Genomic DNA, 24,752 nt, shown 5'->3' on the forward strand with positions numbered 1-24,752 from the left:
CCACCGACTTGGAGCGTCATGCCTCCCACGCTGCCGCACGTTGCGCGGCGAGCAGTCCTCGCGGCGATGGGTGCTTCCATTGCTGCCCTTGTCACGAGCTGCGAAGGCCCGCAGGACGCCGGTCCCACAGCCGCCGCTCCACAGGCGCTCCTGCCTGAGGCGACCGAGGCGCCGTCGCCCTCCCCGGCGCCCACAACCGCCAAGCCCGCGCCGCACGAGTTCGGCGCCGCGGACCGTAAGGCGATCGAGGCGCGCTTCGCGGGGCGCGCCCCGCACGACTGGGGCCTCGCCATCCCGGGCCTCGTGACCAAGACCATGACGTCCGCCGTCGCCCTCACCTTCGACGCGTGCGGCGGACCCGGGGGAACCGGCCTCGACAAGCCGCTCATCGATACGCTCCGGAAGCTGCACGTCCCCGCGACGCTCTTCCTCAACTCCCGGTGGATTCAGGCGAACCAGTCGCTCAGTGCCGAACTGGCCGCTGACCCTCTCTTTGAGATCGGGAACCACGGCACGGCCCACGTCCCGCTCTCCGTGACGGGCCGCAGCGCCTATGGGATCCACGGCACGGGGTCCATCGGCGCGGTGCTCGACGAACTGCTCGGAAACGCCCCGGGCGTGCACGCCCTCGCGGGCTCTCCCGTGCCCTGGTTCCGGCCCGGAACCGCCTACTACGACGACGTCGCCGCGGCGATCACCTCCGTGGTCGGCCTCGTGCCTGTCAACTTCGCGGTCAACGCCGACGCGGGGGCGACGCTCCCAGCGCCAAAGGTCTCGTCGATCCTCGGGGGAGTGCGGCCCGGGGACATCGTGATCAGCCACATGAACCGGCCAGGCTCGGGTACGTCGGGCGGCTATGCGGAAGCCCTGCCGGCCCTCCTTGGGAAGGGTATCCACTTCACGACCCTGAGCCAGTCAGGGCTCTCGGTCCCCGGCATCTCGGCGCCCGCGTAGCGCTCGTCGTCGTTTTGACCCGCTTTGCGGCGCCAGACTAAACTGGACGGGCGCGTAGTGCGCAGCGTTCTAATCCAACTTTCAGGATGTCTGGCCCATGCCTGACTGCCTGACCGACCAACAATCCACATCGGAGCCCCTACTACATGACCATCACCTCCGCCGAGAAGTCCGGCACCCCGCAGGTCGCGATCAACGACATTGGCTCTGCCGAGGACTTCCTCGCCGCCGTCGATGCCACCATCAAGTACTTCAACGACGGCGACCTTGTTGAGGGTACCGTCGTCAAGGTTGACCGCGACGAGGTCCTGCTCGACATCGGGTACAAGACCGAGGGCGTCATCCCCTCCCGTGAGCTTTCTATCAAGCACGACGTCGACCCGGGCGAGGTCGTGGCCGTGGGCGATCAGGTCGAGGCCCTCGTCCTCACCAAGGAGGACAAGGAAGGCCGCCTGATCCTGTCGAAGAAGCGTGCGCAGTACGAGCGCGCGTGGGGCGACATCGAGAAGATCAAGGAGGAGGACGGCGTCGTCACCGGCACCGTCATCGAGGTCGTCAAGGGTGGCCTCATCCTCGACATCGGTCTCCGTGGCTTCCTCCCGGCCTCGCTTGTCGAGATGCGCCGCGTCCGCGACCTGGCGCCGTACATCGGCCAGAAGCTCGAGGCCAAGATCATCGAGCTCGACAAGAACCGCAACAACGTGGTCCTGTCCCGCCGTGCGTGGCTCGAGCAGACCCAGTCCGAGGTCCGCTCGACGTTCCTCAACAAGCTCGAGAAGGGCCAGGTCCGCACGGGCGTCGTCTCCTCGATCGTCAACTTCGGTGCGTTCGTGGACCTCGGCGGCGTCGACGGCCTCGTGCACGTCTCGGAGCTGTCCTGGAAGCACATCGACCACCCCTCCGAGGTTGTCGAGGTCGGCCAGGAGGTCACGGTCGAGGTTCTCGAGGTGGACCTCGAGCGCGAGCGCGTTTCGCTCTCGCTCAAGGCGACGCAGGAGGATCCGTGGCAGACGTTCGCCCGGACCCACGCGCTCGGTCAGGTCGTCCCGGGCAAGGTCACGAAGCTTGTTCCGTTCGGCGCCTTCGTCCGCGTCGAGGACGGCATCGAGGGTCTCGTGCACATCTCCGAGCTCGCCGAGCGTCACGTTGACCTCGCCGAGCAGGTCGTTTCGGTGGGCGACGAGATCTTCGTCAAGGTCATCGACATCGACCTCGAGCGCCGCCGCATCTCGCTGTCGCTCAAGCAGGCCAACGAGGGCGTGGACCCGGACTCCACCGAGTTCGACCCGGCGCTCTACGGCATGGCTGCCGAGTACGACGACGAGGGCAACTACAAGTACCCGGAGGGCTTCGACCCGGAGTCCAACGAGTGGCTCGAGGGCTACGAGACGCAGCGCGCCGCGTGGGAGCAGCAGTACGCCGATGCCCAGGCTCGCTGGGAGGCGCACAAGAAGCAGGTCGCGCAGCACCTCGCCGACGACGCCGCCGCGGCGTCGGGTGGCCGCGAGTCGGCTCCGACGAGCTACTCCTCCGAGGCTCCGGCTGTCGAGAGCGGCACGCTCGCCTCGGACGAGGCCCTTGCCGCGCTTCGCGAGAAGCTCACCGGCAACTGATTGGGCGCGGGGGCTGGCCTACTCACCGGCCGGCTCCCGGCAACTGATGATCTGCGGCTGAGGCCGCACCGATCACACCGCTAAAGGGGCGGGCTCTGCGAAGGCAGGGCCCGCCCCTTCGGCGTCCGCCGGGGCACCGGTTGCGCCGTCACCTTCGCAGGGTGCCCACCCTGCGAAGGTGACGGCGCAACGAGTGAGGGACGGGGGAGGCGCGCTGGTCAGCGGAGGTCCACCCAGGAGGATCCGAGGTCCGCGGCGGTGGGGCCGCCGGCCGTGAGGCTCGCGAGCCGCTCAGCGAAGGCGGCGGCAGCGCCGTCGTCGTCCGTGATCGCGACCCGCAGCGTCGCCGCCTGGGCGCCGAAGTCCGTGCCGAGCACCGTCACGCCCGAGGCGCGCAGCTCGTTCTCGAGGCGCCGCGCGTCGCCGTGCGGGGCGTCGACGGCGAGCAGGCGCAGCCGCTGCCGCCGCACGAGCGGGGCCGTCGCGAGCGCCGACGAGACCGATTCCGAATAAGCGCGCACGAGCCCGCCCGCCCCGAGCAGGATCCCGCCGAAGTAGCGCACGACGACGGCGGCCACGTCGCTCAGGTCGGCGGCGCCGTCGAGCGTGGCCCCCTTGAGCAACGCCTCGAGCATGGGAACGCCGGCGGTTCCCGAGGGCTCGCCGTCGTCGTTGCTGCGCTGGGCCGTCCGGTCGGGGCCGAGCACGAACGCGCTGCAGTGGTGCCGCGCGTCGTGGAACTCCCGCCGCAGCTCGGCGACGAGGGCGCGGGCCTCGTCCTCCGTTTCGGCACGCCGCAGTACGGTGATGAAACGCGAGCGCTTGATCTCGAGCTCGTGCCGGTGCTCCCCGTCGATCGTGCTGTAGCGGAGCGCGTGGCTGGGGGTCTCGGTCACCGACCCAGCTTAGGTCCCGCTAGGCTGGTCGGGTGCTGAGAGTGGGCCTGACGGGTGGTATTGCGTCCGGGAAGTCTGAGGTGTCACGGCGCCTCGCGGAGCTGGGGGCGGTCATCGTGGACGCCGATGTGCTCGCGCGCGAGGTCGTTGAGCCGGGCACAGACGGCCTCGCCGAGGTCGCCGAGGCGTTCGGGCCGGAGGTGCTCGCGGACGACGGCGGGCTCGACCGCGCGGCCCTCGGCGCCGTGGTCTTCGCTGACCCGAGGCGACGCGAGCTGTTGAACTCGATCATCCACCCGCGGGTCCGGGCCAAGGCCGCCGAGATCGCCGCGGCCGCCCCGGACGGAGCGATCGTGGTCCAGGACATCCCGCTGCTCGTCGAGACGGGCCAGGCCGCGAGCTTCGACGTCGTGATCGTGGTGGACGCTCCGGACGAGGTGCGCATTCGCCGCCTTGGGGAGCGCAACGGGCTGAGCGAGGAGCAGGCCCGCGCGCGCATGGCGGCCCAGGCGACGCGCGAGGAACGCCTCGCCGTGGCGGACCAGGTGGTCGAGAACGCGGGCACGCTCGAGGAGCTGCGCGCCGCCGTCGACCGCCTCTGGCGCGACGTCCTCGCCCCTGCCGCGGCACGCTCGGGTGCGGCCCCGGCCGCCGATTAGCCCGAAGCGAATGCGGACACGATCTGTCCGCTGCCCGGCGTAGATTGTGTTCATGAGCCTTGCGCAGGAGATCAACCGCGTCGTCGCGCCCTTCGAGGTCGTCAGCGAGTATCAGCCCGCGGGCGATCAGCCGACGGCCATCGCCGAGATCGCTGAGCGAATCCAGAACGGGGAGAAGGACGTCGTGCTCCTCGGCGCCACCGGCACCGGCAAGAGCGCGACGACGGCGTGGGTCGTCGAGAAGCTCCAGCGCCCCACGCTCGTGCTCGTGCAGAACAAGACGCTCGCGGCGCAGCTCGCCAACGAGTTCCGCGAGCTGCTGCCGAACAACGCGGTCGAATACTTCGTCTCGTACTACGACTACTACCAGCCCGAGGCGTACGTCCCGCAGACCGATACGTTCATCGAGAAGGATTCCTCGATCAACGAGGAGGTAGAGCGGCTCCGCCACTCGGCCACCAATTCGCTCCTGACGCGCCGCGACGTGATCGTCGTCGCGACGGTCTCGTGCATCTATGGCCTCGGCACGCCGGAGGAGTACGTGGCGGGCATGGTCACGCTCCGCAAGGGCATGGAGCTGGACCGCGACGCGCTCCTGCGGCAATTCGTCGCGATGCAGTACGTCCGTAACGATATGGACTTCCACCGCGGCACGTTCCGCGTGCGGGGGGACACGGTCGAGATCATCCCGATGTACGAGGAGCTTGCGTTGCGCATCGAGTTCTTCGGCGACGAGGTGGAGAGCGTTCACACACTCCACCCGGTCACGGGCGAGGTGATCCGCGAGGAGACGGAGATGTACGTCTTCCCCGCCTCGCACTACGTTGCCGGCCCCGAGCGGATGAACCGCGCGATCACCGCGATCGAGGACGAGCTCGCGGAGCGGCTCAAGTCGCTCGAGTCGCAGAACAAGCTCGTCGAGGCGCAGCGACTCCGCATGCGGACCACGTACGACCTCGAGATGATGCAGCAGATGGGCTTCTGCTCTGGCATCGAGAACTATTCGCGGCATATCGACGGCCGCGAGGCGGGATCTGCGCCGCACTGCCTCATCGACTACTTCCCGGACGACTTCCTGCTCGTCATCGACGAGTCGCACGTGACCGTCCCGCAGATCGGGTCGATGTACGAGGGCGACATGTCCCGCAAGCGCACGCTCGTGGAGCACGGCTTCCGCCTGCCGTCCGCGATGGACAACCGCCCGCTCAAGTGGGACGAGTTCCTCGAGCGCATCGGGCAGACGATCTACCTCTCCGCGACGCCCGGCAAGTACGAGCTCGGCAAGGCCGACGGCGTCGTGCAGCAGATCATCCGACCCACCGGACTCGTGGATCCCGAGGTCGTTGTGAAGCCGACGAAGGGCCAGATCGACGATCTGCTGGGGGAGATCCGGGACCGCGTGTCCCGAGACGAGCGTGTGCTCGTCACGACGCTCACGAAGCGCATGGCCGAGGACCTCACGGACTACCTCATGGGCCATGGCGTCAAGGTCCAGTACCTCCACTCGGACGTCGACACCCTGCGACGCGTCGAACTCCTCCGCGAGCTCCGGCTCGGCGTGTTCGACGTGCTCGTGGGCATCAATCTCCTGCGCGAGGGCCTTGATCTGCCCGAAGTCTCGCTCGTGAGCATCCTCGACGCCGACAAGGAGGGCTTCCTGCGCTCGTCGACGTCACTCATCCAGACGATTGGCCGCGCGGCCCGCAACGTGTCCGGACAGGTGCACATGTACGCGGACAAGATCACGGACTCGATGGCGCACGCGATCGACGAGACGAACCGCCGCCGCGAGATCCAGATGGCGTTCAACCGCGAGCGGGGCATCGATCCGCAGCCCCTGCGCAAGCGCATCGCGGACATCACCGACCAGCTCGCGCGGGAGGACCAGGACACGCGCGCCCTGCTCGAGAGCAACCGCCTCGCGAAGGGCGGCAAGCGCCGCGGCTCAGGCGACTCGACTGACAAGGCCGCGGCCGAGCTGCGCAGGGACGGTCTCGCCGCGGCTCCCGCCGAGGACCTCGTGGGTCTCATCCAGCAGCTCACGGAGCAGATGCACGGCGCCGCCGCCGAGCTGCAGTTCGAGCTCGCGGCGCGGCTGCGCGACGAGGTCGCTGACCTCAAGAAGGAACTGCGCCAGATGCAGGCGGCCGGACACGCCTGACCGCCGGCTCCGTGGTGGATCCCTCAACCGGCCTGCGCCGATCCTTCTCGGCCGCGGATCATCAGGAGGAGAATCGCCGTGGCCGCACCGCACGGAGCGGAGTTACCAGGCGGAGGGGGAACTGCCATGCTCACCGAGTTCCAACGCTCGTGGATGGAGAACGCTCCCGGCCAGAAGGTCGACCGTGACTTCGTCGGAGGGTTCCAGTGTGTCGACGTGCCGAAGAACTACGTCCAGCACATCTTTGCCGACACCCGGTGGCAACAGGTGTGGCCCGGCGCAGGCAACGCCAGGGACATGCTGTTCACGTTCTCTCCCGATTTCCTGATCCAGATCCTCAACGATTCGTCCGATCCGTCCCAGATTCCGCTGCCGGGGGACATCGTCGTGTGGGATGGGACGGGCGTTGGCGGGCCCAACCCGTTCGGCCACATCGCCGTGTGCGTCGACGCGGATATCAATGGCGTGGACGTGATCCAGCCGGACGGATTCCAACAGGTGCCTATGTTCCGGGCGCGGCTTGGCTACACGAACGTGGGAACCGGCGCCGTGAGCGGCTGGCTGCGTCCGTTCTTCGATCCCGCACCGCCGCCACCCGGGCCGCCGCCCGCGGCACCACTGGCCGCGAACGAGCGCGTCGCCGGGCCGACCGAGGTGAATCAGCGGTCCGCTCCTCAGATCGGAGCTCCCGTGGTCCGCATGATTCCAGCGGGTTCCCGCGAGACATGGAGCGGCTTTGCCCGCGGGGACCTCGTCGACCTCGGCAACGGCACCGAATCACCGCTCTGGTTCGCAGACTCGCTGGGGTTCGCCTCGATGCTCTTCTTTGATCCCACCAACGTCGACGGACTCCCCGACCTGACGCCCGTGACGAACGCGCCCGAGCATACCGACGGTCCGATCCTCACCGGAATCGACGTCTCGGAGCACCAAGCCGGGGCCGATCTCTCGTCTCTTCCCAGCGATTTCGTGCTCATCAAGGCCACGGAGGGCGTCGACTTTCGCGATCCCAACCTGTTAGATCACCTCGAGGGGGCGCGGGCGGGGGGCAAGAAGGTCGGCTTTTATCACCTTGCGAGGGCCGACACACCGGAGAACACGGTGGAGGCCGAGGCGCGGACGTTCCTCGGGGCTGCCCGCACGCTCCTGCGCGCCGGCGACCTTGTGGCGCTCGATTGGGAGCCCGTCAATCCTGCAGGTCCGGAGTGGGCCTTCGAATGGCTTGCCGCCGTGCGGACGGGAACGGGAGCCACACCGCTCATCTACATGAACCAGGACAGCGTCAATACGCGGGTCTGGTCCCGGGTCGAGCAGGACTTCCCGCTCTGGATGGCCGCGTACCCTCTAGGCCGCCGGGCCATTGAGGGCCACAGCCCATCCACCGCTGGCCCGAAGATTCGGACAAGCTGGGCCGCGGGCTTCAGGGCATGGCAATACACAGCGTCAGGACGCCTGCCCGGATACGACGGCGACCTTCTGCTCGACGTCTTCTACGGCGCGGCGTCCGACTGGGATTCGTTGGGGGCGCCTCTGCGGGGGCGCTAGTCTCGCTCAGTCCTCGCGCACCATGGCGAGGAGCCTTGCGAAGATGCCCTCGCCGTCGTCCGTGATGCCGTCGTGGTGGAAGTCCGCCGTCTCCCACACGCGAAGCCCGCGGACGCGCGCCGCCGTCTCGAGGGAGAGGTCGCGGTCCACGTAGATGTCGTCGCGGTATACCGCCGCGGCGACCGGGACGGAGTTTTCCGCGAGCCGGCCCGCATCGTAGAGCGATCCCCAGTCCGACTTCTCGGCGAGCACGTGCGCGGTCTCGGCGAGCGGTGCGAGCGCGGGGTCCTGGTCGAAGAGCCACGGGCACACCATCTCCCCGAGCAGAAGCGGCTCGGCGGCATCGGGCCGGAAATCGGGGCGCTCGTCGAGGACGCGCCACGCGGCCCATCCGCTGGCCTCGCCCTGAGCGTAGATCGACTCGTGCAGCACGGCGTACAGCGGGTTGGGCGCTCGCGTGACGTTCGCGTGGACCTGGGCGAGAAAGCCGTCCGAGAGCCGGGTGCCGTCGGCGCCGCGGGTGAACGCGTCCTCGAGCAGGTAATGCAGCGAATCGACGCGCGTGTTGCCCCCGAGGAAGTTCCCCACGAGCTGGAAGCGTTCGGGGCTCAAGCGGCTCCCGTCGGGGAGCCGCTCGTCGGCTGCGCGGACATGCTCGACGATCTCAGTCACGCGCGCCCGGTCGTCGGGGTACCAGGCGAAATACTCGGCGTTGCGGGCGGCGAGCCTCGCGTACGTCGCGCGGTAGACGCGCTCGGCGGGGCCGTCGAGCGGCGCGAGCCCTCCCGTGATGAGTGCCTCGCGCAGCCCGTGGGGCGCCAGCGAGAGGTACGTGAGCGCGCAGAAGCCGCCGAAGCTCTGCCCGTAGACGGTCCACGGGCCGGAGCCGAGGGCGCGCCGGATCGCCTCGCAGTCGAGCACGATCGAGTCGGCCCGGAAGTGGCTCAGGTACGCGGCCTGCTCGGCTGGGCCGCCGCGGAGCGGAAGGGTCGATCGGTCGGCCGGCGTCGAGAGGCCGGTGCCGCGCTGGTCGAGCATGAGAACGCGGAAGTCCTTCGCGGCTTCCTTCATCCATCCGGACAGCGAGGTGACGCGCGGCCCGCGGCCACCCGGGCCGCCCTGCAGGAACACGAGCCAGGGGAGGCGTCCGGCGACCTCGGCCGGGTGGGCCGCGGAGACGTATTCGCGCGCGAAGACCTCGATCTGCTCGCCGCCGGGTTTTCCGTGGTCGAGCGGGACGGTGAAGACGTGCTCCACGGTGCGGAGTCCCCGGAAGGCGTGCGCGCCCACGACGCGATGTCGCGACGCTTGCGCCGTGCTCACTCGGGAGCCCCGAAGTCCGCGAGCGCGCTGCCGGTCAGGCGGAAGGTGTCCCACTCCTCGAGGGGCGCGGCGCCGATGCTCTTGTAGAAGCCGATCGAGGGTTCGTTCCACTTGAGCACGCTCCATTCGACCCGTGCGTATCCGCGTTCGACGGCGGTGCGCGCGAGTTCCGCGAGGAGCGCCTTCCCGTAGCCGCGGCCGCGCGCCGCGGGGCGCACGTAGAGGTCCTCGAGGTAGATCCCGTGGGTGCCTTCCCACGTCGAGTAGTTGAGGAACCAGAGGGCGAACCCCATGACCCCGTCACCGTCCTCGACCACGTGCGCGAAGATTGCCGGGCTGTCGCCGAAGAGCTGCTCGGCGAGCACGGGAACGGTGGTCTTGACGGCGTCCGGCTCGCGCTCGTAGACGGCCAGCTCGTGGATGAGCTCGAGGATGGCGGGGACGTCGTGTGGGGTAGCCGGCCGGAGGCCGGCGGCGGGCGGGCGGGAAGAATCAGCCCGGAGGCCGGCGGCGGGCGGGCGGGAAGAATCAGCCCGGAGGCCGGCGGCGGGCGGGCGGGAAGAATCGTCGTGCAGGGTGGAGCGGATGCGGTCGGGGAGGAGGCTCATGCTTCTAACCTAGCTACCGAGACGTCCAAGCTGCGTCAGTCGGATCACGGCGCTGCCCGCCTCGTCGCTCGCGGCGAGGTCCACGTCCGCGGAGAAGCCCCAGTCCCGGTTCCCCGCTGGGTCATCGAAGATCTGCCGCACGTGCCACACGCCGGGCCCCTCCTCGATGATGAGGAGCTGCGGCCCGCGCGCGTCGGGACCCGTGCCGATGTCCTCGTGCTCGTCGAAGTAGCCGTCGAGCGCCTCCTCCCACGCCTCGTCGCCGAAGCCAGCCTCGCCGTCGAGCTCGGCGAGCGCCTTCGAGTCCTCGTCGGCGAATAGCTCGACGCGCCGGAACAGCTCGTTGCGGACCATGACCCGGAAGGCCCGGACGTTTGACGTGAGCGCGGGCGGCGGGGGCGGTGGGGCGTCGTGGCGGTGCAGCTCGTGGCCGCTCGTGAGCTCCTCCCATTCGTCGAGGAGGCTCGAGTCGACCTGACGGACCAGCTCGCCGAGCCACGCGATGAGGTCCTCGAGGTCCTCCCGGAGCGCGTCCTGGGGCACGGTCTGGTTCAGGGCCTTGTAGGCGTCGGTGAGGTAGCGGAGCACGATGCCCTCGCTGCGGGCGAGCCCGTAGAACTGGACGAACTCGCCGAAGTCCATGGCGCGCTCGTACATGTCCCGGACCACGGACTTGGGGGCGAGTTCGAAGTCGGAGACCCAGGGCGCGTGCTTGCGGTACTGCTCGAACGCGGCGTCGAGGAGCTCCTTGAGCGGCTCGGCGTACGTGACGTCGTCGAGGAGCGCCATCCGCTCCGTGTACTCGAGGCCGTCCGCCTTCATCGCGGCGACGGCGTCCGCGCGGGCGCGCTTGAGCTGGGCCGAGAGGATCTGGCGGGGCTTCTCGAGGGTCGCCTCGATGACGGAGACGACGTCGAGCGCGTACGACGGCGTCTCCGGCCCGAGCAGGTCGAGTGCCGCGAGCGCGAAGGGGGAGAGCGGCTGGTTGAGGGCGAAGTTCTCCTGGAGGTCGACCGTGAGGCGCAGGGTGCGTCCCGTCGCGCGGTCCTCCGCGCTGAGCTCGCCTGCCGGGATCCGCTCGACGACCCCCGCCGCGAGCAGTTCGCGGAGGATCCCGAGCGCGCGCCGCATGAGCCGCAGCTGCGCCGTGCGCGTCTCGTGGTTCTCCTCGAGCAGCCGCCGCGCCGCCGCGACGGGGTTGCCGGGCCGAGCCACGAGGTTGAGGAGCATCGCGTGGGTCACGGAGAAGCTCGAGGTCAGGGGCTCGGGCGAGGCCTCGACGAGCCGCTCGAACGTGGGCTTCCCCCACGAGACGAAGCCTTCGGGCGGCTTCTTCTTGACGACCTGGCGGAGCTTGCGCGCGTCTTCGCCGAATTTCGCGCGGGCCTTCTCCATGGCCCGGTTGTTCTCGACGACGTGCTCGGGTGCCTGCACGACCACGGTTCCCGCCGTGTCGAAGCCGGCCCGCCCGGCCCGGCCCGCGATCTGGTGGAACTCGCGCGCGTTGAGGTGCCGCGTCCGCTGGCCGTCGAATTTCGTGAGGGCCGTGAGCAGCACGGTGCGGATCGGCACGTTGATGCCCACGCCGAGCGTGTCCGTCCCGCAGATGACCTTGAGGAGCCCAGCCTGCGCGAGCTGCTCGACGAGGCGCCGGTACTTGGGCAGCATGCCCGCGTGGTGCACGCCGATGCCGTGGCGCACGAGGCGGTTGAGCGTTTTCCCGAAGCCAGCCGCGAACCGGAACCGCCCGATGAGCTCGGCGATGCGGTCCTTCTCCTCGCGCGTGCACATGTTGACGCTCATGAGCTGCTGGGCGCGCTCGATGGCCTCGAGCTGGCTGAAGTGGACCACGTACACAGGGGCCTGCTTCGTCGCGAGGAGCTCCTCGAGCGTCTCGTGGACGGGCTTCTCCTCGTAGTAGTAGTGCAGCGGGATGGGCCGTTCCGCCCCGGCGACGGTCGTCGTCGTCCGCCCCGTGCGCTCGGTGAGCTCCGTCTCGAAACGGCTCACGTCGCCGAGGGTCGCGCTCATGAGGAGGAATTGCGCCTGCGGGAGCTCGAGCAGGGGGACCTGCCACGCCCAGCCGCGCTGGGGGTCGGAGTAGAAATGGAACTCGTCCATGACCACGGGGCCGAGTTCCGCCGCGGAGCCTTCCCGGAGCGCGTGGTTCGCGAGGATCTCCGCCGTGCAGCAGATGATCGGCGCCTGCCCGTTGACGGACGAATCGCCCGTGACCATGCCCACGTTCTCCGCACCGAAGATCTCGCACAGGGCAAAGAACTTCTCGGAGACGAGCGCCTTGATCGGTGCGGTGTAGTAGCTGCGCTGGCCCGTCGCGAGGCCGTGGAAGTGGGCGGCGATCGCCACGAGCGACTTGCCCGAGCCCGTCGGCGTGGCGAGGATCACGTTGTTGCCCTCGACGAGCTCCATGACGGCCTCGTCCTGTGCCGGGTAGAGCGAAAGGCCCCGGCCCTCGGCCCACCCCACGAACGCCTCGTAGACGGCGTCCGGAAGCGCAGCGGGATCGGCGTTGCCGCCGCGGTCGGGGAGGAGCTGGTCGAGTCTCATGGCGGCTTCAGCCTATCCGCACTAGCGTGGAGCCATGAGCGCTTCGCCCACGTGGGACCCTGCCCTCTACGTCCGCTTCGGCGACCACCGGGGCCGGCCGTTCTTCGATCTCACGTCCCGCATTGGTGCCGAGTCGCCCCAGCACGTCGTGGACCTGGGCTGCGGCCCGGGGACGCTCACCGCGGCGCTCGCGGACCGCTGGCCGGACGCCGCCGTGGAGGGGATTGACAGCTCGCCGGACATGATCGCCGCGGCGGATCGCACGACGCCAGGCAGGCCCCGCCTGAGCTTCCGGCTCGGCGAGATCGTGGGCTGGGAGCCCGCGGACGACGTCGACGTCCTCGTTTCGAACGCGGCGCTCCAGTGGGTGCCGGGTCACCAGGCGCTCATCGGCAGGTGGCTCGAGCAGCTCGCGCCGGGCGCGTGGCTCGCGGTCCAGATTCCGGGGAATTTCGGCGCGCCCTCGCACACGCTCCTCCGCGAGCTCGCGGAGTCGTCCCAGTGGGAGCGCGAGCTGCGGGGCGTCCTGCGGCACAGCGACGCGGTCGGCGAGCCTTCCGACTATCTGCAGCTCATGCTCTCGGCAGGCTGGGAGGCGGACGTGTGGGAGACCACGTACCTGCAGCTCCTCACGGGGGAGGACCCCGTGCTCAACTGGGTCCGCGGCACGACCCTGCGTCCGGTCCTCGACGCGCTCTCGGCGCAGGAGAGGGCCCAGTTCGAGGAGCAGTACAACCAGCTCCTGCTCGACGCGTACCCGGCCGCGGAACACGGAACCGTGTTTCCGTTCCGGCGCATCTTCTGCGTGGGCCGCAAGCCCGAGGCCGTCTAGCGGTCGAGCGGTGGCCTACCAGCCCCGCGCACGCCAGTCGTCGAGGTGAGGCCTCTCTGCGCCGAGCGTCGTCGGCCTGCCGTGGCCCGGGTAGACCACGGCGTCGTCGGGGTACACGTCGAAGAGGCGCGTGACGACGTCGCCGATGAGGAGATGGAAGCGGTCGGGGTCTTTCTGCGTGTTGCCCACCCCGCCAGGGAACAGCGAGTCGCCCGAGAAGATGAGGTGAGGACCGTCGTCGTCCTTGAGGACGTAGGCGATCGAGCCCGGGGTGTGGCCGCGGAGGTGCACCGCGGTGAGGTCGAAGCCGGGGAAGCCTGCCACGTCGCCGTGGTCGAGGACGACGTCGACCGGAACAGGGATGCCGGAGACATCCTGACGCCCGGCGGCCGTGCGCGCGCCGGTCGCTTCGACGAGCCCCTCGAGCGCGCGGACGTGATCCCAGTGCTGGTGGGTCGTCGCGATGAGCTCGAGCTTCGTGGGCGCCTCGGAGTCAGCCGCGCCTTCGGCGAGAAGGGCCTGGAGGGCCGGAAGATCGTCGGCGGCGTCGATGAGCACCTGGGCCCCGGAGGCCTTCGCGGTGATGAGGTAGACGTTGTTGTCCATGTCTCCCACTGCGACTTGCCGAACCGTGACGTGCGCAAGATCGTGGATGAGGCTCGTCATGCGGCCAGTGTAGGCCTGAGGGGTCCCGTGTGGCGGGGGCCCGGCCGGGCTACTCTGGTGCCCATGCAGGATGCGGACTTCCCGGGCGCGTGGCGGCCCGATCAGGGCCTCTCGGCCCCCTTGTTCGAGCAGCTTCGGCGCCACATCGCGGACCTTGTCGCCGACGGGACGCTGCGCGCAGGGCGGCGTCTCCCGCCCGTCCGCGCCCTCGCGACGGAGCTCGGGCTCGCGCCCCACACGATCGCGCGGGCCTATCGCGAGCTGGAGGAGGCGAACGTCGTCGCGACGAACGGGCGTGCGGGCACCGTCGTGGCGCCTCGCGACGCGCGCGAGAAGGATCTGACGTCGGCGGCCGCGGCCTTCGCGGCCGCCGCGGCCGGGCGCGGGTGCACGCTCGAGGAGGCCGTTCGCCTGCTCGAGCAGGCGTATGAGCGGCTCTGAGCGGTCCGCCAGAACCGGAGCCGAACACGCCGCTCCGCCAGGCGCCTCCGATTGGGAATTCGAAGACGTTTTCGACTAGCATGGTTCCGTGCAGATTCCCTCCTCGCCCATGGAGCTGGCGGACCGCCCTGCCTCCGCGCGCTCGCACGAGGCCGTGAGCTCGCTCCGCGCGGACCTTTCGCGACTCGTCGTCAAGGGGGCACGCGAGCACAACCTTCGCAACGTCGATCTTGACCTCCCGCGCGACGCGATGATCGTCTTCACGGGGCTGTCCGGATCGGGCAAGTCGTCCCTCGCGTTCGACACGATCTTTGCCGAGGGCCAGAGGCGCTACGTCGAATCGCTCTCGGCCTACGCGCGGCAGTTCCTCGGCCAGGTGGACAAGCCGGACGTCGACTTCATCGAGGGTCTCTCGCCCGCCGTGTCGATCGACCAGAAGTCCACGAGCAAGAACCCTCGCTCGACGGTCGGCACGATCACCGAGATCTACGATTACATGCGCCTTCTGTGGGCGCGGGTGGGCCGCCCACATTGCCCGATCTGCCACGAGCCGGTCACGCGGCAGACGCCGCAGCAGATCGTCGATCAGCTCCTCGATCTCGCCGATGGCACGCGCTTCCAGATCCTCGCCCCGGTGGTGCGGGGCCGGAAGGGCGAGTTCGTGGACCTCTTCAGGGAGCTCGCCGCGAAGGGCTATGCGCGCGCCCGCGTGGACGGCGAGCTCGTCCAGCTCACCGAGCCGCCCAAGCTCGGCAAGCAGTTCAAGCACACGATCGAGGTCGTCGTGGATCGCCTCGTGGTCAAGGAAGGCATCCGCCAGCGCCTCGCCGACTCCGTTGAGACGGCACTTGGACTTGCCGAGGGCCGCGTCGTGGCGGACTTCGTCGACATCGCGCCCGACGACGACGGCCGCACCCGCGCGTTCTCGGAGCACCTCGCGTGCCCCAACGAGCATCCACTCGCGATCGATGAGATCGAGCCGCGCTCGTTCTCGTTCAACAACCCCTTCGGCGCGTGCCCGGCGTGCACGGGCATCGGCACGAAGCTCGAGGTGGACGAGGAGCTCGTGGTCCCGGACCCTGAGCTGAGCCTCGGCGAGGGAGCGATTGCGCCGTGGTCGCTCGGGACGGCGACCACGGAGTATTGGACACGCCTGCTTGAGGGTCTCTCCGACGAGCTCGGCTTCTCGATGAACACCCCGTGGCACAGCCTCCCGCAGTACGCGCGGGACGCCGTGCTCTTCGGCAAGGACCACAAAGTCGTGGTCCAGTACCGCAACCGCTTCGGGCGCGAGCGCAAGTACAGCACGGGCTTCGAGGGCGCCGTGTCCTACATCCAGCGCAAGCACGCGGAGACGGAGTCGGACTACGCGCGCGATCGCTACGCGGAATACATGCGCGAGGTCCCGTGCCCCGAGTGCGGCGGAGCGCGCCTCAACCCCGCGTCGCTATCCGTGCTCGTGGGCGGCAGGTCCATCGCGGCTGTGTGTGCCCTGCCCCTTCGCGAGGCGAGCGAGTTTCTCGCGACGCTCGATCTCACCGATCGAGAGCGGCAGATCGCGCATCAGGTGCTCAAGGAGATCGACGCGCGGCTCGCGTTCCTCCTCGACGTCGGCCTCGAGTACCTCAACCTCGAGCGCGCGGCGGGGACGCTGTCCGGCGGTGAGGCCCAGCGCATCCGCCTTGCGACTCAGATCGGATCGGGCCTCGTCGGCGTGCTGTACGTCCTCGACGAGCCGAGCATCGGCCTCCACCAGCGCGACAATCGGCGGCTCATCGACACGCTCACGCGGCTTCGCGACCTCGGGAACACGCTCATCGTCGTCGAGCACGACGAGGACACGATTCATGAGGCCGACTGGATCGTGGACATCGGCCCCGGAGCCGGCGAGCACGGCGGCAAGGTGGTCCACTCGGGCTCCCTCGCGGAGCTTCTCGAGAACCGCGAGTCGCTGACCGGCGACTACTTGTCGGGGCGGCGCCGCATCGAGCTGCCCAGGAAGCGGCGCCCCTTGGACCGCAAGCGTCAGCTCAAGATCGTCGGGGCGCGCGAGCACAACCTGCAGAACGTCGACGTGACGTTCCCCCTCGGCGTGCTCACCGCCGTCACTGGCGTCAGCGGCTCGGGCAAGTCGACGCTCGTGAACGAGATCCTCTACAAGGTGCTTGCGAACCGCCTCAACGGTGCGAAGCAGGTGGCCGGGCGGCACACCCGCATCGAGGGGCTTGAGCATCTCGACAAGGTCATCCACGTGGACCAGAGCCCCATCGGGCGGACCCCGCGGTCCAACCCCGCGACGTATACGGGCGTGTTCGACCACATCCGCAAGCTGTTCGCGGAGACCACCGAGGCGAAGGTCCGTGGCTACCAGCCGGGGCGCTTCTCCTTCAACGTCAAGGGCGGTCGGTGCGAGGCATGCTCGGGCGACGGCACGATCAAGATCGAGATGAACTTCCTCCCGGACGTCTACGTCCCGTGCGAGGTCTGCCACGGCGCCCGCTACAACCGCGAGACGCTCGAGGTCCACTACAAGGGCAAGACCATCGCGGACGTCCTGGACATGCCGATCGATGAGGCCGCGGAGTTCTTCGCGGCGTTCGGCCCGATCTCGCGCCACCTCAACACACTCGTGGACGTCGGGCTCGGCTACGTACGGCTCGGCCAGCCTGCCACGACGCTCTCGGGCGGCGAGGCGCAGCGCGTCAAGCTGGCCTCGGAACTTCAGCGTCGCTCGAACGGGCGGAGCGTCTACGTGCTCGACGAGCCGACCACTGGCCTCCACTTCGAGGACATCCGGAAGCTCCTGCTCGTGCTTCAGGGTCTCGTGGACAAGGGCAACTCGGTGATCACGATCGAGCACAACCTCGACGTGATCAAGAGCGCCGACTGGATCATCGATCTGGGGCCAGACGGTGGCTCCGGCGGTGGGCAGGTCGTGGCGATCGGCAAGCCGGAGGATGTTGCGAAGGTCGAGGCGAGCCACACGGGTCGATTCCTGTCCGAGATGTTCACTCGCGACCATCGATGAATACCGCGGCATGCACGGGCCGCTGGATCTGGGTCGTGAATATGCCTGAAGGGTCATAAGAGTTTCAGGCATTCGGGCTGGTATGCGAGACTGTCCCGGTGACTGTCAGCCCCGCGCTCGTGATCTTCGATCTGGACGGTACTGTTGTCGACCCCGCGGGGAGCATCACCGGCGGCATCGCGCACGCGCTTGACGTTCACGGTCTCCCGGTTCCAGACGGCGCGACGCTCGACTCGATGGTCGGCCCGCCCCTCCTTGAGTCCCTCGGTAGGCTCGCGGACGTCCCCGCCGAGGTGATGCCCGCCGTCGTCCATAGCTACCGCCAGCGGTACATCTCGGAGGGGATGGCGGCGAGCCGCCCCTATCCGGGGATCCCCGAGCTGCTCGATCGGCTCCGCGCGGCGGGGTACCACCTTGCGGTCGCGACCCAGAAGCCGGAGGGGCTCGCGAAGAAGCTCCTCGGGATCCACGACCTCGACCGTCGATTCCACAGCATCCACGGCGCGCCGGACGACGAGACGCTGCCGCCGCTCACCGACGGCAAGGCGAGCATCGTTGCGGCCGCGCTGACCGTCAACCACGCAGCTGGTTCGCGCGCCGTCATGATTGGCGATCGGCGCCACGACGCCGCCGGGGCGGCCGCCAACGGAATTCCATGCATCGGCGTGCGGTGGGGCTTCGCCGAGCCCGGGGAGCTCGAGGCCCTCGACCTCGCGGCCCGGGTCGCGAATACGCGCGAGGCGGGCGACGCCGTCGAACGCCTCCTGCCGCTCGACGGCCATGTTCAGGCTGCAGCCGGCTCCGGTACCGCGGAGGCCCGCCCATGACGATCATGTACCAGGCCAGCCGGACCAGCATCCGGGTCCTCATCGCGGGGCTGTGCCGGCCGACCGTGACGGGGCTCGAGAACGTGCCCGTCGACGGCCCGTTCATCGTCGCGTCCAACCACCTCTCGTTCCTCGACTCGGTCATCATCCAGGCGCTCATGCCCCGCAAGGTGGGCTTCTTCGCGAAGGCCGAGTACTTCACGGGCACGGGCCTGAAGGGCAAGCTCATGAAGTCGTTCTTCGAGGGTGTCGGCTCGATCCCCGTGGAGCGCGGCGAGCAGGCGGCGAGCGTCGCGGCCCTCAAGACCCTTCTCGACATCCTCGAGGACGGGGGAGGGGTGGGCATCTACCCCGAGGGGACCCGCTCGCGGGACGGCCTGCTGTACCGCGGCCGGACCGGTGTCGGCTGGCTGACTCTCACGACCGGCGCTCCCGTGGTTCCCGTGGGGCTTGAAGGGACCGAGAAGCTCCAGCCGGCCGGCAGCAACGGCGTCAAGCCGCAGCACTTCAGCATGCGCGTGGGTGAGCCCCTGTACTTCGACAAGCTCGGCCCGGACCACTCCCTCCCGGTGCGCCGCGACGCGACCGACCGCATCATGGACGCCATCGCGGCCCTCAGCGGTCAGGAGCGGGCGTCCGGCTACAACAAGCCGCCGGCCGCGGAATAGGTAGCCCAAGCCTTTCCGCACCCAGGCCCTTCCGCGCCCCACCCGCCCACCCTTACTAGACTGGTTCAGTGGCAGATCCAGCGAGCTACCGGCCGAAGACGGGCGAAATCCCGACCGATCCGGGCGTGTACCGGTTCCGCGACCCGCACGGGCGCGTCATCTACGTGGGGAAGGCGAAGAACCTTCGCCAGCGGCTGACCTCGTACTTCGCGAACCCGGCCACGCTCCTGCCCAAGACGTACGCCATGGTGCATGCAGCGGCGAGCGTCGAGTGGACGGTCGTCGGGAGCGAGCTCGAGGCGCTCCAGCTCGAATACACGTGGATCAAGGAGTTCGCGCCGCGATACAACCTCGCCTTCCGCGACGACAAGACCTACCCGTACCTCGCCGTGACGATGGGGGAGACGATCCCTCGCGTCCAGGTGATGCGCGGCGATCGCCGCAAGGGCACGCGGTACTTCGGTCCGTACACCGCCGGGGCCATCCGGGAGACGATGGACACCCTCCTCAAGGTGTTCCCGGTGCGCAGCTGCAGCGCGGGCGTGTTCAAGCGGGCCGAGCAGAGCGGCCGGCCGTGCCTGCTCGGCTACATCGACAAGTGCTCCGCACCGTGCGTGGGGCGCGTCACGCCGGAGGAGCACTACGCGATCGCCGAGGACTTCTGCGCGTTCATGGGCGGCGAGGCCAAGCGGTTCATCTCCCAGCTCGAGAAGCGGATGGCCGCGGCCTCCGAGGAGCTCGACTTCGAGGCAGCAGCCTCGCTCCGCGACGACATCATCGCCATGCGGAAGGTGTTCGAGCGGAACGCTGTCGTCCTCTCCGAGGACACGGACGCCGACGTCTTCGCGGTCGAGGAGGACGATCTCGAGGCCGCCGTCCAGGTGTTCCATGTGCGCGGCGGACGCATCCGCGGCCAGCGCGGCTGGGTCGTCGAGAAGGTCGAGGAGGCCACGGGCCCGGCGCTCGTCGAGCACCTGCTCCAGCAGGTCTACGGCGCGCAGGCCGAGACGGACTCGCGGATCCCCCGCGAGGTCCTCGTGCCCGTGCTGCCCGAGGACGCCGAGCAGCTCACGGTGTGGCTCTCGGGGCTGCGCGGCGCGAACGTGGCGCTGCGCGTGCCGCAGCGCGGCGACAAGGCGGCGCTCGCCAAGACCGTCCACGAAAACGCCGTGCAGGCCCTCCGCCTGCACAAGATCCGCCGCGCGGGGGACATCACGAACCGATCGCTCGCTCTCCAGGAGCTCCAGGAGGCGCTCGAGCTCGCAGAGCCGCCCCTCCGGATCGAGAGCTTCGACATCTCGCACGTCCAGGGCACGAACGTCGTCGCGTCGATGGTCGTGGTCGAGGACGGGCTCGCGAAGAAGTCCGAGTACCGCAAGTTCTCCATCACGGGTGAGGCCGCGCGCGACGACACGGCCGCGATGCACGACGTCCTGACCCGCCGTTTCCGCAACTACCTCGCCGAACGGGACCTCCCGGTCGAGGAGCGCGACCAGAACCGGAAGTTCGCCTACCCGCCCAATCTCGTCGTGGTCGACGGCGGCCAGCCCCAGGTCGCCGCCGCGGTCCAGGCCCTCGCGGAGCTCGGCATCGGCGAGGACGAGATCCGCGTCGTCGGCCTCGCGAAGCGCCTCGAGGAGGTGTGGTTGCCCGAGGGCGACTTCCCCGTCATCCTCCCGCGCGCATCCCAGGGCCTCTACCTCCTTCAGCGGATCCGCGACGAGGCGCACCGCTTCGCGATCACGTTCCACCGGCAGAAGCGCGGCAAGGCCATGACGGCCTCAGTCCTCGACGACGTGCCGGGCCTCGGCCCGGCCCGGAAGAAGGCCCTCCTGGTCCATTTCGGCTCCGTCAAGCGGCTCCGCGCCGCGACCGTCGACGATCTTTCGGATGTCCCCGGCGTCGGGCCCTCGCTCGCGGCGACCGTCTTCGCGACGTTCCACGGCTCCGAGCCCCAGGAGTCGGCGCCCGCCATCAACTACGCGACCGGCGAAATCCTGGAGTCTTAGTTAGGCTGGGGCCATGACCCAGACCAGCGCGGCGGACCCGCACGAGCCCACTGAGCTGACCCCCGTCAAACCACCTGAAGCTGAGCTCCTCATCGTGACCGGGATGTCCGGCGCGGGGCGGAGCACGGCGGCGAACGCGCTCGAGGACCACGGCTGGTACGTCGTCGAGAATCTCCCGCCCCAGCTTCTGGGCACGCTGTCCGAGCTCGTCTCGCACGCCTCGGATCGGATCCCGAAGCTCGCCGTCGTCATGGACGTGCGCAGCAAGGCGCTCTTCGCGGACATCCGCGAGGCCCTGCACGCGCTCGACTCGCGGGGCATCGAATATCGCGTCCTGTTCCTCGACGCGACGGATGACGTGCTCATCCGGCGCTTCGAGCAGGGTCGGCGCCCCCATCCGCTCCAGGGCGGAGGCCGCATCCTCGACGGCATCACAGCCGAACGGCTCCTCCTCACGGAGCTGCGCGAGCAGTCCACGCTCGTGCTCGACACGTCGGACTACAACGTCCACGGACTCGCGACCGCCATCACCGAGCTGTTCTCGGAGAAGGGCCCGGTGACGCTGCGGCTCAACGTCATGAGCTTCGGCTTCAAGTACGGACTTCCGGCGGACGCCAACTACGTTGCGGACGTCCGGTTCCTTCCGAATCCGCACTGGATCCCGCAGCTCCGCCCGCACACGGGCCTCGACCCCGACGTGCGCGACTACGTGCTCGTGGCGAGCGGCGCCGAGGAGTTCGTCACGCGATTCGTCCACGCTCTGGAGCCGGTCCTGTCCGGCTACCGCCGGGAGAACAAGCATTACGCGACCATTGCGGTGGGCTGCACGGGCGGCAAGCACCGCTCGGTGGCGATCGCCGAGGAGCTCTCGAAGCGCCTCGCCCAGCAGCCTCGCGTCACCGTTACGACGTCCCACCGGGACCTCGGGCGCGAATAGTGTCCATGTTCACGGGCCAGCTCCCGCTCATCCCGCCCGGCTCGGGCACGTCCGGCGGCGCGCCCAAGGGGCCTTCCGTCGTCGCCCTCGGGGGTGGCCACGGGCTCGCCGCATCCCTCTCCGCCCTCCGCCTCCTCACGGCGGACCTCACCGCGGTCGTCACGGTGGCGGACGACGGCGGCTCCTCCGGCCGCCTGCGCCGCGACTTCGGCGTGGTGCCCCCGGGCGATCTCCGAATGGCTCTCGCGGCGCTGTGCGATGACACGGACTGGGGCCGCACGTGGCGCGACGTCATGCAGCACCGCTTCGCGTCGCCGGCCGGCACGAGCGGACTTGAGAATCACGCGATGGGCAACCTGCTCATCATGACGCTCTGCGAGCTCCTCGGCGACGTCGTCGACGGCCTCCGTTGGGCCGGCGCCTTGCTCGGCGCGCGGGGCCAGGTCCTCCCGATGTCCCAGGTCCCCCTCACCATCGAGGGGATCGTCGCGTCGCCGGACGGCGGCCCCGGGCAGCTCATCCGGGGCCAAGCGGCGTGCGCCGTGGCCGGCAGGCTCGAGGACGTGCGGCTGCTCCCCGAGGAGGCGCCCGCGTGCCCTGAGGCGCTCAGCGCGATCGAGTTCGCCGACTGGATCGTGCTGGGTCCGGGCTCGTGGTACACGTCGGTGCTCCCGCACCTTCTCCTGCCCGAATTGCGCCAGGCGCTCACCGACACCCCCGCGCGCCGCTGCCTCACCATGAACCTCGCCATGGACACGAAGGAGACGAGCGGCATGACCGCCACGGACCACCTTCGGGTCCTGCAGCGCGCGGCCCCCGAGTTCACCGTCGATGCGGTCGTGGCCGAAATCGGCACCGTTGGCGACCCTGCGGGCTTTGAACGCGCTGCGGCGGAACTGGGTGCTGAGGTCCACTTCGGTAGAGTGGGAGCTTCGGGCCACCGGGCGGTGCACGATCCGCTCCGGCTCGCGGCCGCCTATCACGAGGTGTTCTCGGGCGGCGCTAGATGACAGGGGAATGGCTGATGGCATCGCACGGGACGTCCGCGCGGGCGGGGGAGGCGAAAGCATGGCTCTGACCCAGAGCGTCAAGGAAGAGCTCTCGCATCTCGCGGTGAGGAAGTCCTCCGAACGCAAGGCCGAGGTCTCGGCGATGCTGCGCTTCGCTGGGGGACTGCACATCATTTCGGGACGCATCGTGATCGAGGCCGAGGTTGATCTCGCGTCCACGGCACGGCGCCTCAAGAGCGCGATCTCCGAGGTCTACGGGCACTCAGCCGAGATCATCGTGGTCTCCGGCGGCGGCCTGCGCCGGGGGAGCCGGTACGTGATCCGCGTGGTTCGCGAGGGCGAGGCGCTCGCCCGGCAGACCGGCCTCCTCGACAACCGTGGGCGTCCCGTCCGCGGGCTGCCGTCCGCGGTCGTCAACGGCTCGGCCGCGGACGCCGAGGCCGTGTGGCGGGGGGCCTTCCTGGCCCACGGCTCGCTCACCGAGCCGGGCCGCTCGTCGTCGCTTGAGGTGACCTGCCCGGGCCCAGAGGCCGCCCTGGCGCTCGTGGGCGCGGCCCGGCGACTCGGGATCTCAGCGAAGGCGCGCGAAGTGCGCGGGGTGGACCGCGTCGTCGTGCGCGACGGAGATACGATCGCCGCGCTCCTGACCCGCATGGGCGCCCACGACGCGCTCATGGCGTGGGAGGAGCGCCGCATGCGCAAGGAGGTCCGGGCCACGGCGAACCGGCTCGCGAACTTCGACGACGCGAACCTCCGGCGCTCGGCGCAGGCCGCGGTCGCGGCGGGGGCACGCGTGGAGCGCGCGCTCGAGATCCTCGGCGACGACGTCCCTGACCACCTGCGCTACGCGGGGGAGCTCCGGGTCGCCCACAAGCAGGCGAGCCTCGACGAGCTCGGCCGGCTCGCCGACCCGCCGCTCACCAAGGATGCGATCGCCGGGCGGATCCGTCGTCTGCTCGCGATGGCCGACAAGAAGGCCATCGAGACGGGAATCCCTGGCACGGAGGCGAACGTTACGCCGGACATGCTGGACGGCTGATCGCGGCGGTTCCACCACGTTGGCGCGGTTCTACGCTTCGTGAACGGGCGCTTCGGTGGTGACCCGGCGATCTGCATAGGATGGAGCCGTCACCAGCCCGCCGTGTGAAGTACCGCGTGGCGGGAAATCGACCGATGGAGGATTGTTGTGACCTACGTACTGCCTGAGCTTCCGTACGACTACGCGGCCCTCGAGCCGCACATCTCGGCGCGGATCATGGAACTCCACCACAGCAAGCACCACGCCGCCTACGTGACCGGCGCCAATACGGCGCTCGAGAAGCTGGCCGCGGCCCGCGAGTCGGGCAACTTCGCCGACGTGACGCGCCTCAGCAAGGACCTGGCGTTCCACCTGGGCGGCCACACGAACCACTCGATCTTCTGGAACAACCTTTCCCCCGAGGGCGGCGACAAGCCCGAGGGCGAGCTCGCGGCTGCGATCGACGACGCGTTCGGCTCGTTCGACAAGTTCGTGGCGCACTTCAGCGCGGCGGCGACGAGCCTCCAGGGCTCCGGCTGGGCGATCCTCGCCTTCGAGCCCCTCGGCGGCAACGTCGTGATCGAGCAGCTCTACGACCAGCAGGGCAACGTCCCGGTCGGGACCATCCCGCTGCTCATGCTCGACATGTGGGAGCACGCCTTCTACCTCGACTACGTCAACGTCAAGGCTGACTACGTCAAGGCGTTCTGGAACATCGTGAACTGGGCGGACGTCGCGAAGCGCCTCGAGGCCGCACGCGCCGGCGCGCAGGGTCTCGTCCTTCCCGCGTGAGCCTTGTGAGTTTCTGTCAGGGCTGAGATTTCTGTCACATTGCGGTGATTTCACCCACCGCCTCCCGAAAAAGGGTTCGTCTGTTCACGGACGGGCCCTTTTTCCGTAGGATGGGGTGCGGAAAGGCCCAGCAGCCTTTCAGCCATGGACAATGGAGACTCGGGCTGTAGGCCTTTCCTTGTGCAAATCTCAGCCCA

General features: G+C 69.3%; 19 protein-coding genes and 1 pseudogene. 15 read left to right on the plus strand and 5 right to left on the minus strand.

Annotated features, from left to right (window positions below; translation table 11 throughout):
• The first annotated feature begins 18 nt into the window (after positions 1-18).
• Positions 19-954 carry a polysaccharide deacetylase family protein gene (locus tag ACOKR1_RS09925; RefSeq protein WP_422936463.1) on the plus strand — a complete coding sequence of 312 codons (936 nt, stop codon included), beginning with the start codon at positions 19-21 and terminating at the stop codon, positions 952-954.
• 146 nt (positions 955-1,100) lie between these two features.
• On the plus strand, positions 1,101-2,567 hold the full coding sequence (gene rpsA / locus ACOKR1_RS09930) for a 30S ribosomal protein S1 (protein ID WP_422936464.1): 1,467 nt from the start codon (positions 1,101-1,103) through the stop codon (positions 2,565-2,567).
• A 218-nt stretch (positions 2,568-2,785) separates the two neighbouring features.
• On the opposite strand, the gene ACOKR1_RS09935 is transcribed toward rpsA, so the two are convergent.
• A complete protein-coding gene (locus ACOKR1_RS09935) occupies positions 2,786-3,463 on the minus strand; it encodes a YigZ family protein (protein WP_422936465.1) in 678 nt (225 codons plus the stop codon).
• A gap of 41 nt (positions 3,464-3,504) precedes the next feature.
• Here ACOKR1_RS09935 and coaE point away from each other — a divergent pair, with 41 nt between their 5' ends.
• The 3 genes from coaE to ACOKR1_RS09950 all read left to right on the plus strand — a co-directional run bounded on the left by coaE (position 3,505) and on the right by ACOKR1_RS09950 (position 7,828).
• Entirely contained in the window at positions 3,505-4,122 is a 618-nt protein-coding gene (coaE, locus tag ACOKR1_RS09940; RefSeq protein WP_422936600.1) for a dephospho-CoA kinase, read from the plus strand.
• Between the two features lie 52 nt (positions 4,123-4,174).
• Positions 4,175-6,283 carry an excinuclease ABC subunit UvrB gene (gene uvrB, locus ACOKR1_RS09945; protein WP_422936466.1) on the plus strand — a complete coding sequence of 703 codons (2,109 nt, stop codon included), beginning with the start codon at positions 4,175-4,177 and terminating at the stop codon, positions 6,281-6,283.
• A 126-nt stretch (positions 6,284-6,409) separates the two neighbouring features.
• Positions 6,410-7,828, plus strand: a complete 1,419-nt coding sequence (locus tag ACOKR1_RS09950; RefSeq protein ID WP_422936467.1) for a GH25 family lysozyme — start codon at positions 6,410-6,412, stop codon at positions 7,826-7,828.
• A gap of 6 nt (positions 7,829-7,834) precedes the next feature.
• Here ACOKR1_RS09950 and ACOKR1_RS09955 read toward each other — a convergent pair whose 3' ends face one another.
• From ACOKR1_RS09955 to ACOKR1_RS09965, 3 genes and pseudogenes are all read right to left on the minus strand, one after another.
• The gene (locus ACOKR1_RS09955) at positions 7,835-9,151 is read right to left on the minus strand and encodes an alpha/beta fold hydrolase (protein ID WP_422936468.1); all 1,317 of its coding nucleotides are present in this window, start codon (positions 9,149-9,151) and stop codon (positions 7,835-7,837) included.
• Positions 9,148-9,618: pseudogene (locus tag ACOKR1_RS09960) on the minus strand (GNAT family N-acetyltransferase); the annotation flags it as partial. The pseudogene ACOKR1_RS09960 and the gene ACOKR1_RS09955, both read right to left, overlap by 4 nt.
• A gap of 150 nt (positions 9,619-9,768) precedes the next feature.
• Positions 9,769-12,327: a DEAD/DEAH box helicase gene (locus tag ACOKR1_RS09965; protein WP_422936469.1), complete on the minus strand. Its 2,559-nt coding sequence runs from the start codon at positions 12,325-12,327 to the stop codon at positions 9,769-9,771.
• Positions 12,328-12,361: 34 nt separating this feature from the next.
• Here ACOKR1_RS09965 and ACOKR1_RS09970 point away from each other — a divergent pair, with 34 nt between their 5' ends.
• Positions 12,362-13,159, plus strand: coding sequence for a trans-aconitate 2-methyltransferase (locus tag ACOKR1_RS09970; protein WP_422936470.1), 798 nt, complete (start codon positions 12,362-12,364; stop codon positions 13,157-13,159).
• Positions 13,160-13,174: 15 nt separating this feature from the next.
• On the opposite strand, the gene ACOKR1_RS09975 is transcribed toward ACOKR1_RS09970, so the two are convergent.
• On the minus strand, positions 13,175-13,825 hold the full coding sequence (locus ACOKR1_RS09975) for an MBL fold metallo-hydrolase (RefSeq protein ID WP_422936471.1): 651 nt from the start codon (positions 13,823-13,825) through the stop codon (positions 13,175-13,177).
• A 63-nt stretch (positions 13,826-13,888) separates the two neighbouring features.
• On the opposite strand from ACOKR1_RS09975, the gene ACOKR1_RS09980 reads away from it, so the two are divergent.
• From ACOKR1_RS09980 to ACOKR1_RS10020, 9 genes are all read left to right on the plus strand, one after another.
• Complete coding sequence (locus tag ACOKR1_RS09980) at positions 13,889-14,266, plus strand: GntR family transcriptional regulator (RefSeq protein ID WP_422936472.1); 378 nt, start codon at positions 13,889-13,891, stop codon at positions 14,264-14,266.
• A 109-nt stretch (positions 14,267-14,375) separates the two neighbouring features.
• Positions 14,376-17,294, plus strand: a complete 2,919-nt coding sequence (uvrA, locus tag ACOKR1_RS09985; protein ID WP_422936601.1) for an excinuclease ABC subunit UvrA — start codon at positions 14,376-14,378, stop codon at positions 17,292-17,294.
• A gap of 98 nt (positions 17,295-17,392) precedes the next feature.
• On the plus strand, positions 17,393-18,121 hold the full coding sequence (locus ACOKR1_RS09990) for an HAD hydrolase-like protein (protein ID WP_422936473.1): 729 nt from the start codon (positions 17,393-17,395) through the stop codon (positions 18,119-18,121).
• A gap of 5 nt (positions 18,122-18,126) precedes the next feature.
• A complete protein-coding gene (locus ACOKR1_RS09995) occupies positions 18,127-18,789 on the plus strand; it encodes a lysophospholipid acyltransferase family protein (protein WP_422936602.1) in 663 nt (220 codons plus the stop codon).
• 68 nt (positions 18,790-18,857) lie between these two features.
• Positions 18,858-20,798 carry an excinuclease ABC subunit UvrC gene (gene uvrC / locus ACOKR1_RS10000; protein ID WP_422936474.1) on the plus strand — a complete coding sequence of 647 codons (1,941 nt, stop codon included), beginning with the start codon at positions 18,858-18,860 and terminating at the stop codon, positions 20,796-20,798.
• A gap of 13 nt (positions 20,799-20,811) precedes the next feature.
• Positions 20,812-21,735 carry an RNase adapter RapZ gene (gene rapZ, locus ACOKR1_RS10005; protein WP_415855076.1) on the plus strand — a complete coding sequence of 308 codons (924 nt, stop codon included), beginning with the start codon at positions 20,812-20,814 and terminating at the stop codon, positions 21,733-21,735.
• A complete protein-coding gene (locus tag ACOKR1_RS10010; protein WP_422936475.1) occupies positions 21,735-22,745 on the plus strand; it encodes a gluconeogenesis factor YvcK family protein in 1,011 nt (336 codons plus the stop codon). The genes rapZ and ACOKR1_RS10010 overlap by 1 nt, the downstream gene beginning before the upstream one ends.
• Positions 22,746-22,803: 58 nt before the next feature.
• Positions 22,804-23,784 (plus strand): DNA-binding protein WhiA, encoded by a 981-nt coding sequence (gene whiA / locus ACOKR1_RS10015; RefSeq protein WP_422936476.1) that lies wholly within the window; start codon positions 22,804-22,806, stop codon positions 23,782-23,784.
• Between the two features lie 147 nt (positions 23,785-23,931).
• A complete protein-coding gene (locus tag ACOKR1_RS10020) occupies positions 23,932-24,555 on the plus strand; it encodes a superoxide dismutase (RefSeq protein WP_422936477.1) in 624 nt (207 codons plus the stop codon).
• The last annotated feature ends 197 nt before the right edge of the window (positions 24,556-24,752 follow it).

It is taken from the genome of Sinomonas sp. P47F7, assembly GCF_049332655.1.
Lineage (GTDB): Bacteria > Actinomycetota > Actinomycetes > Actinomycetales > Micrococcaceae > Sinomonas.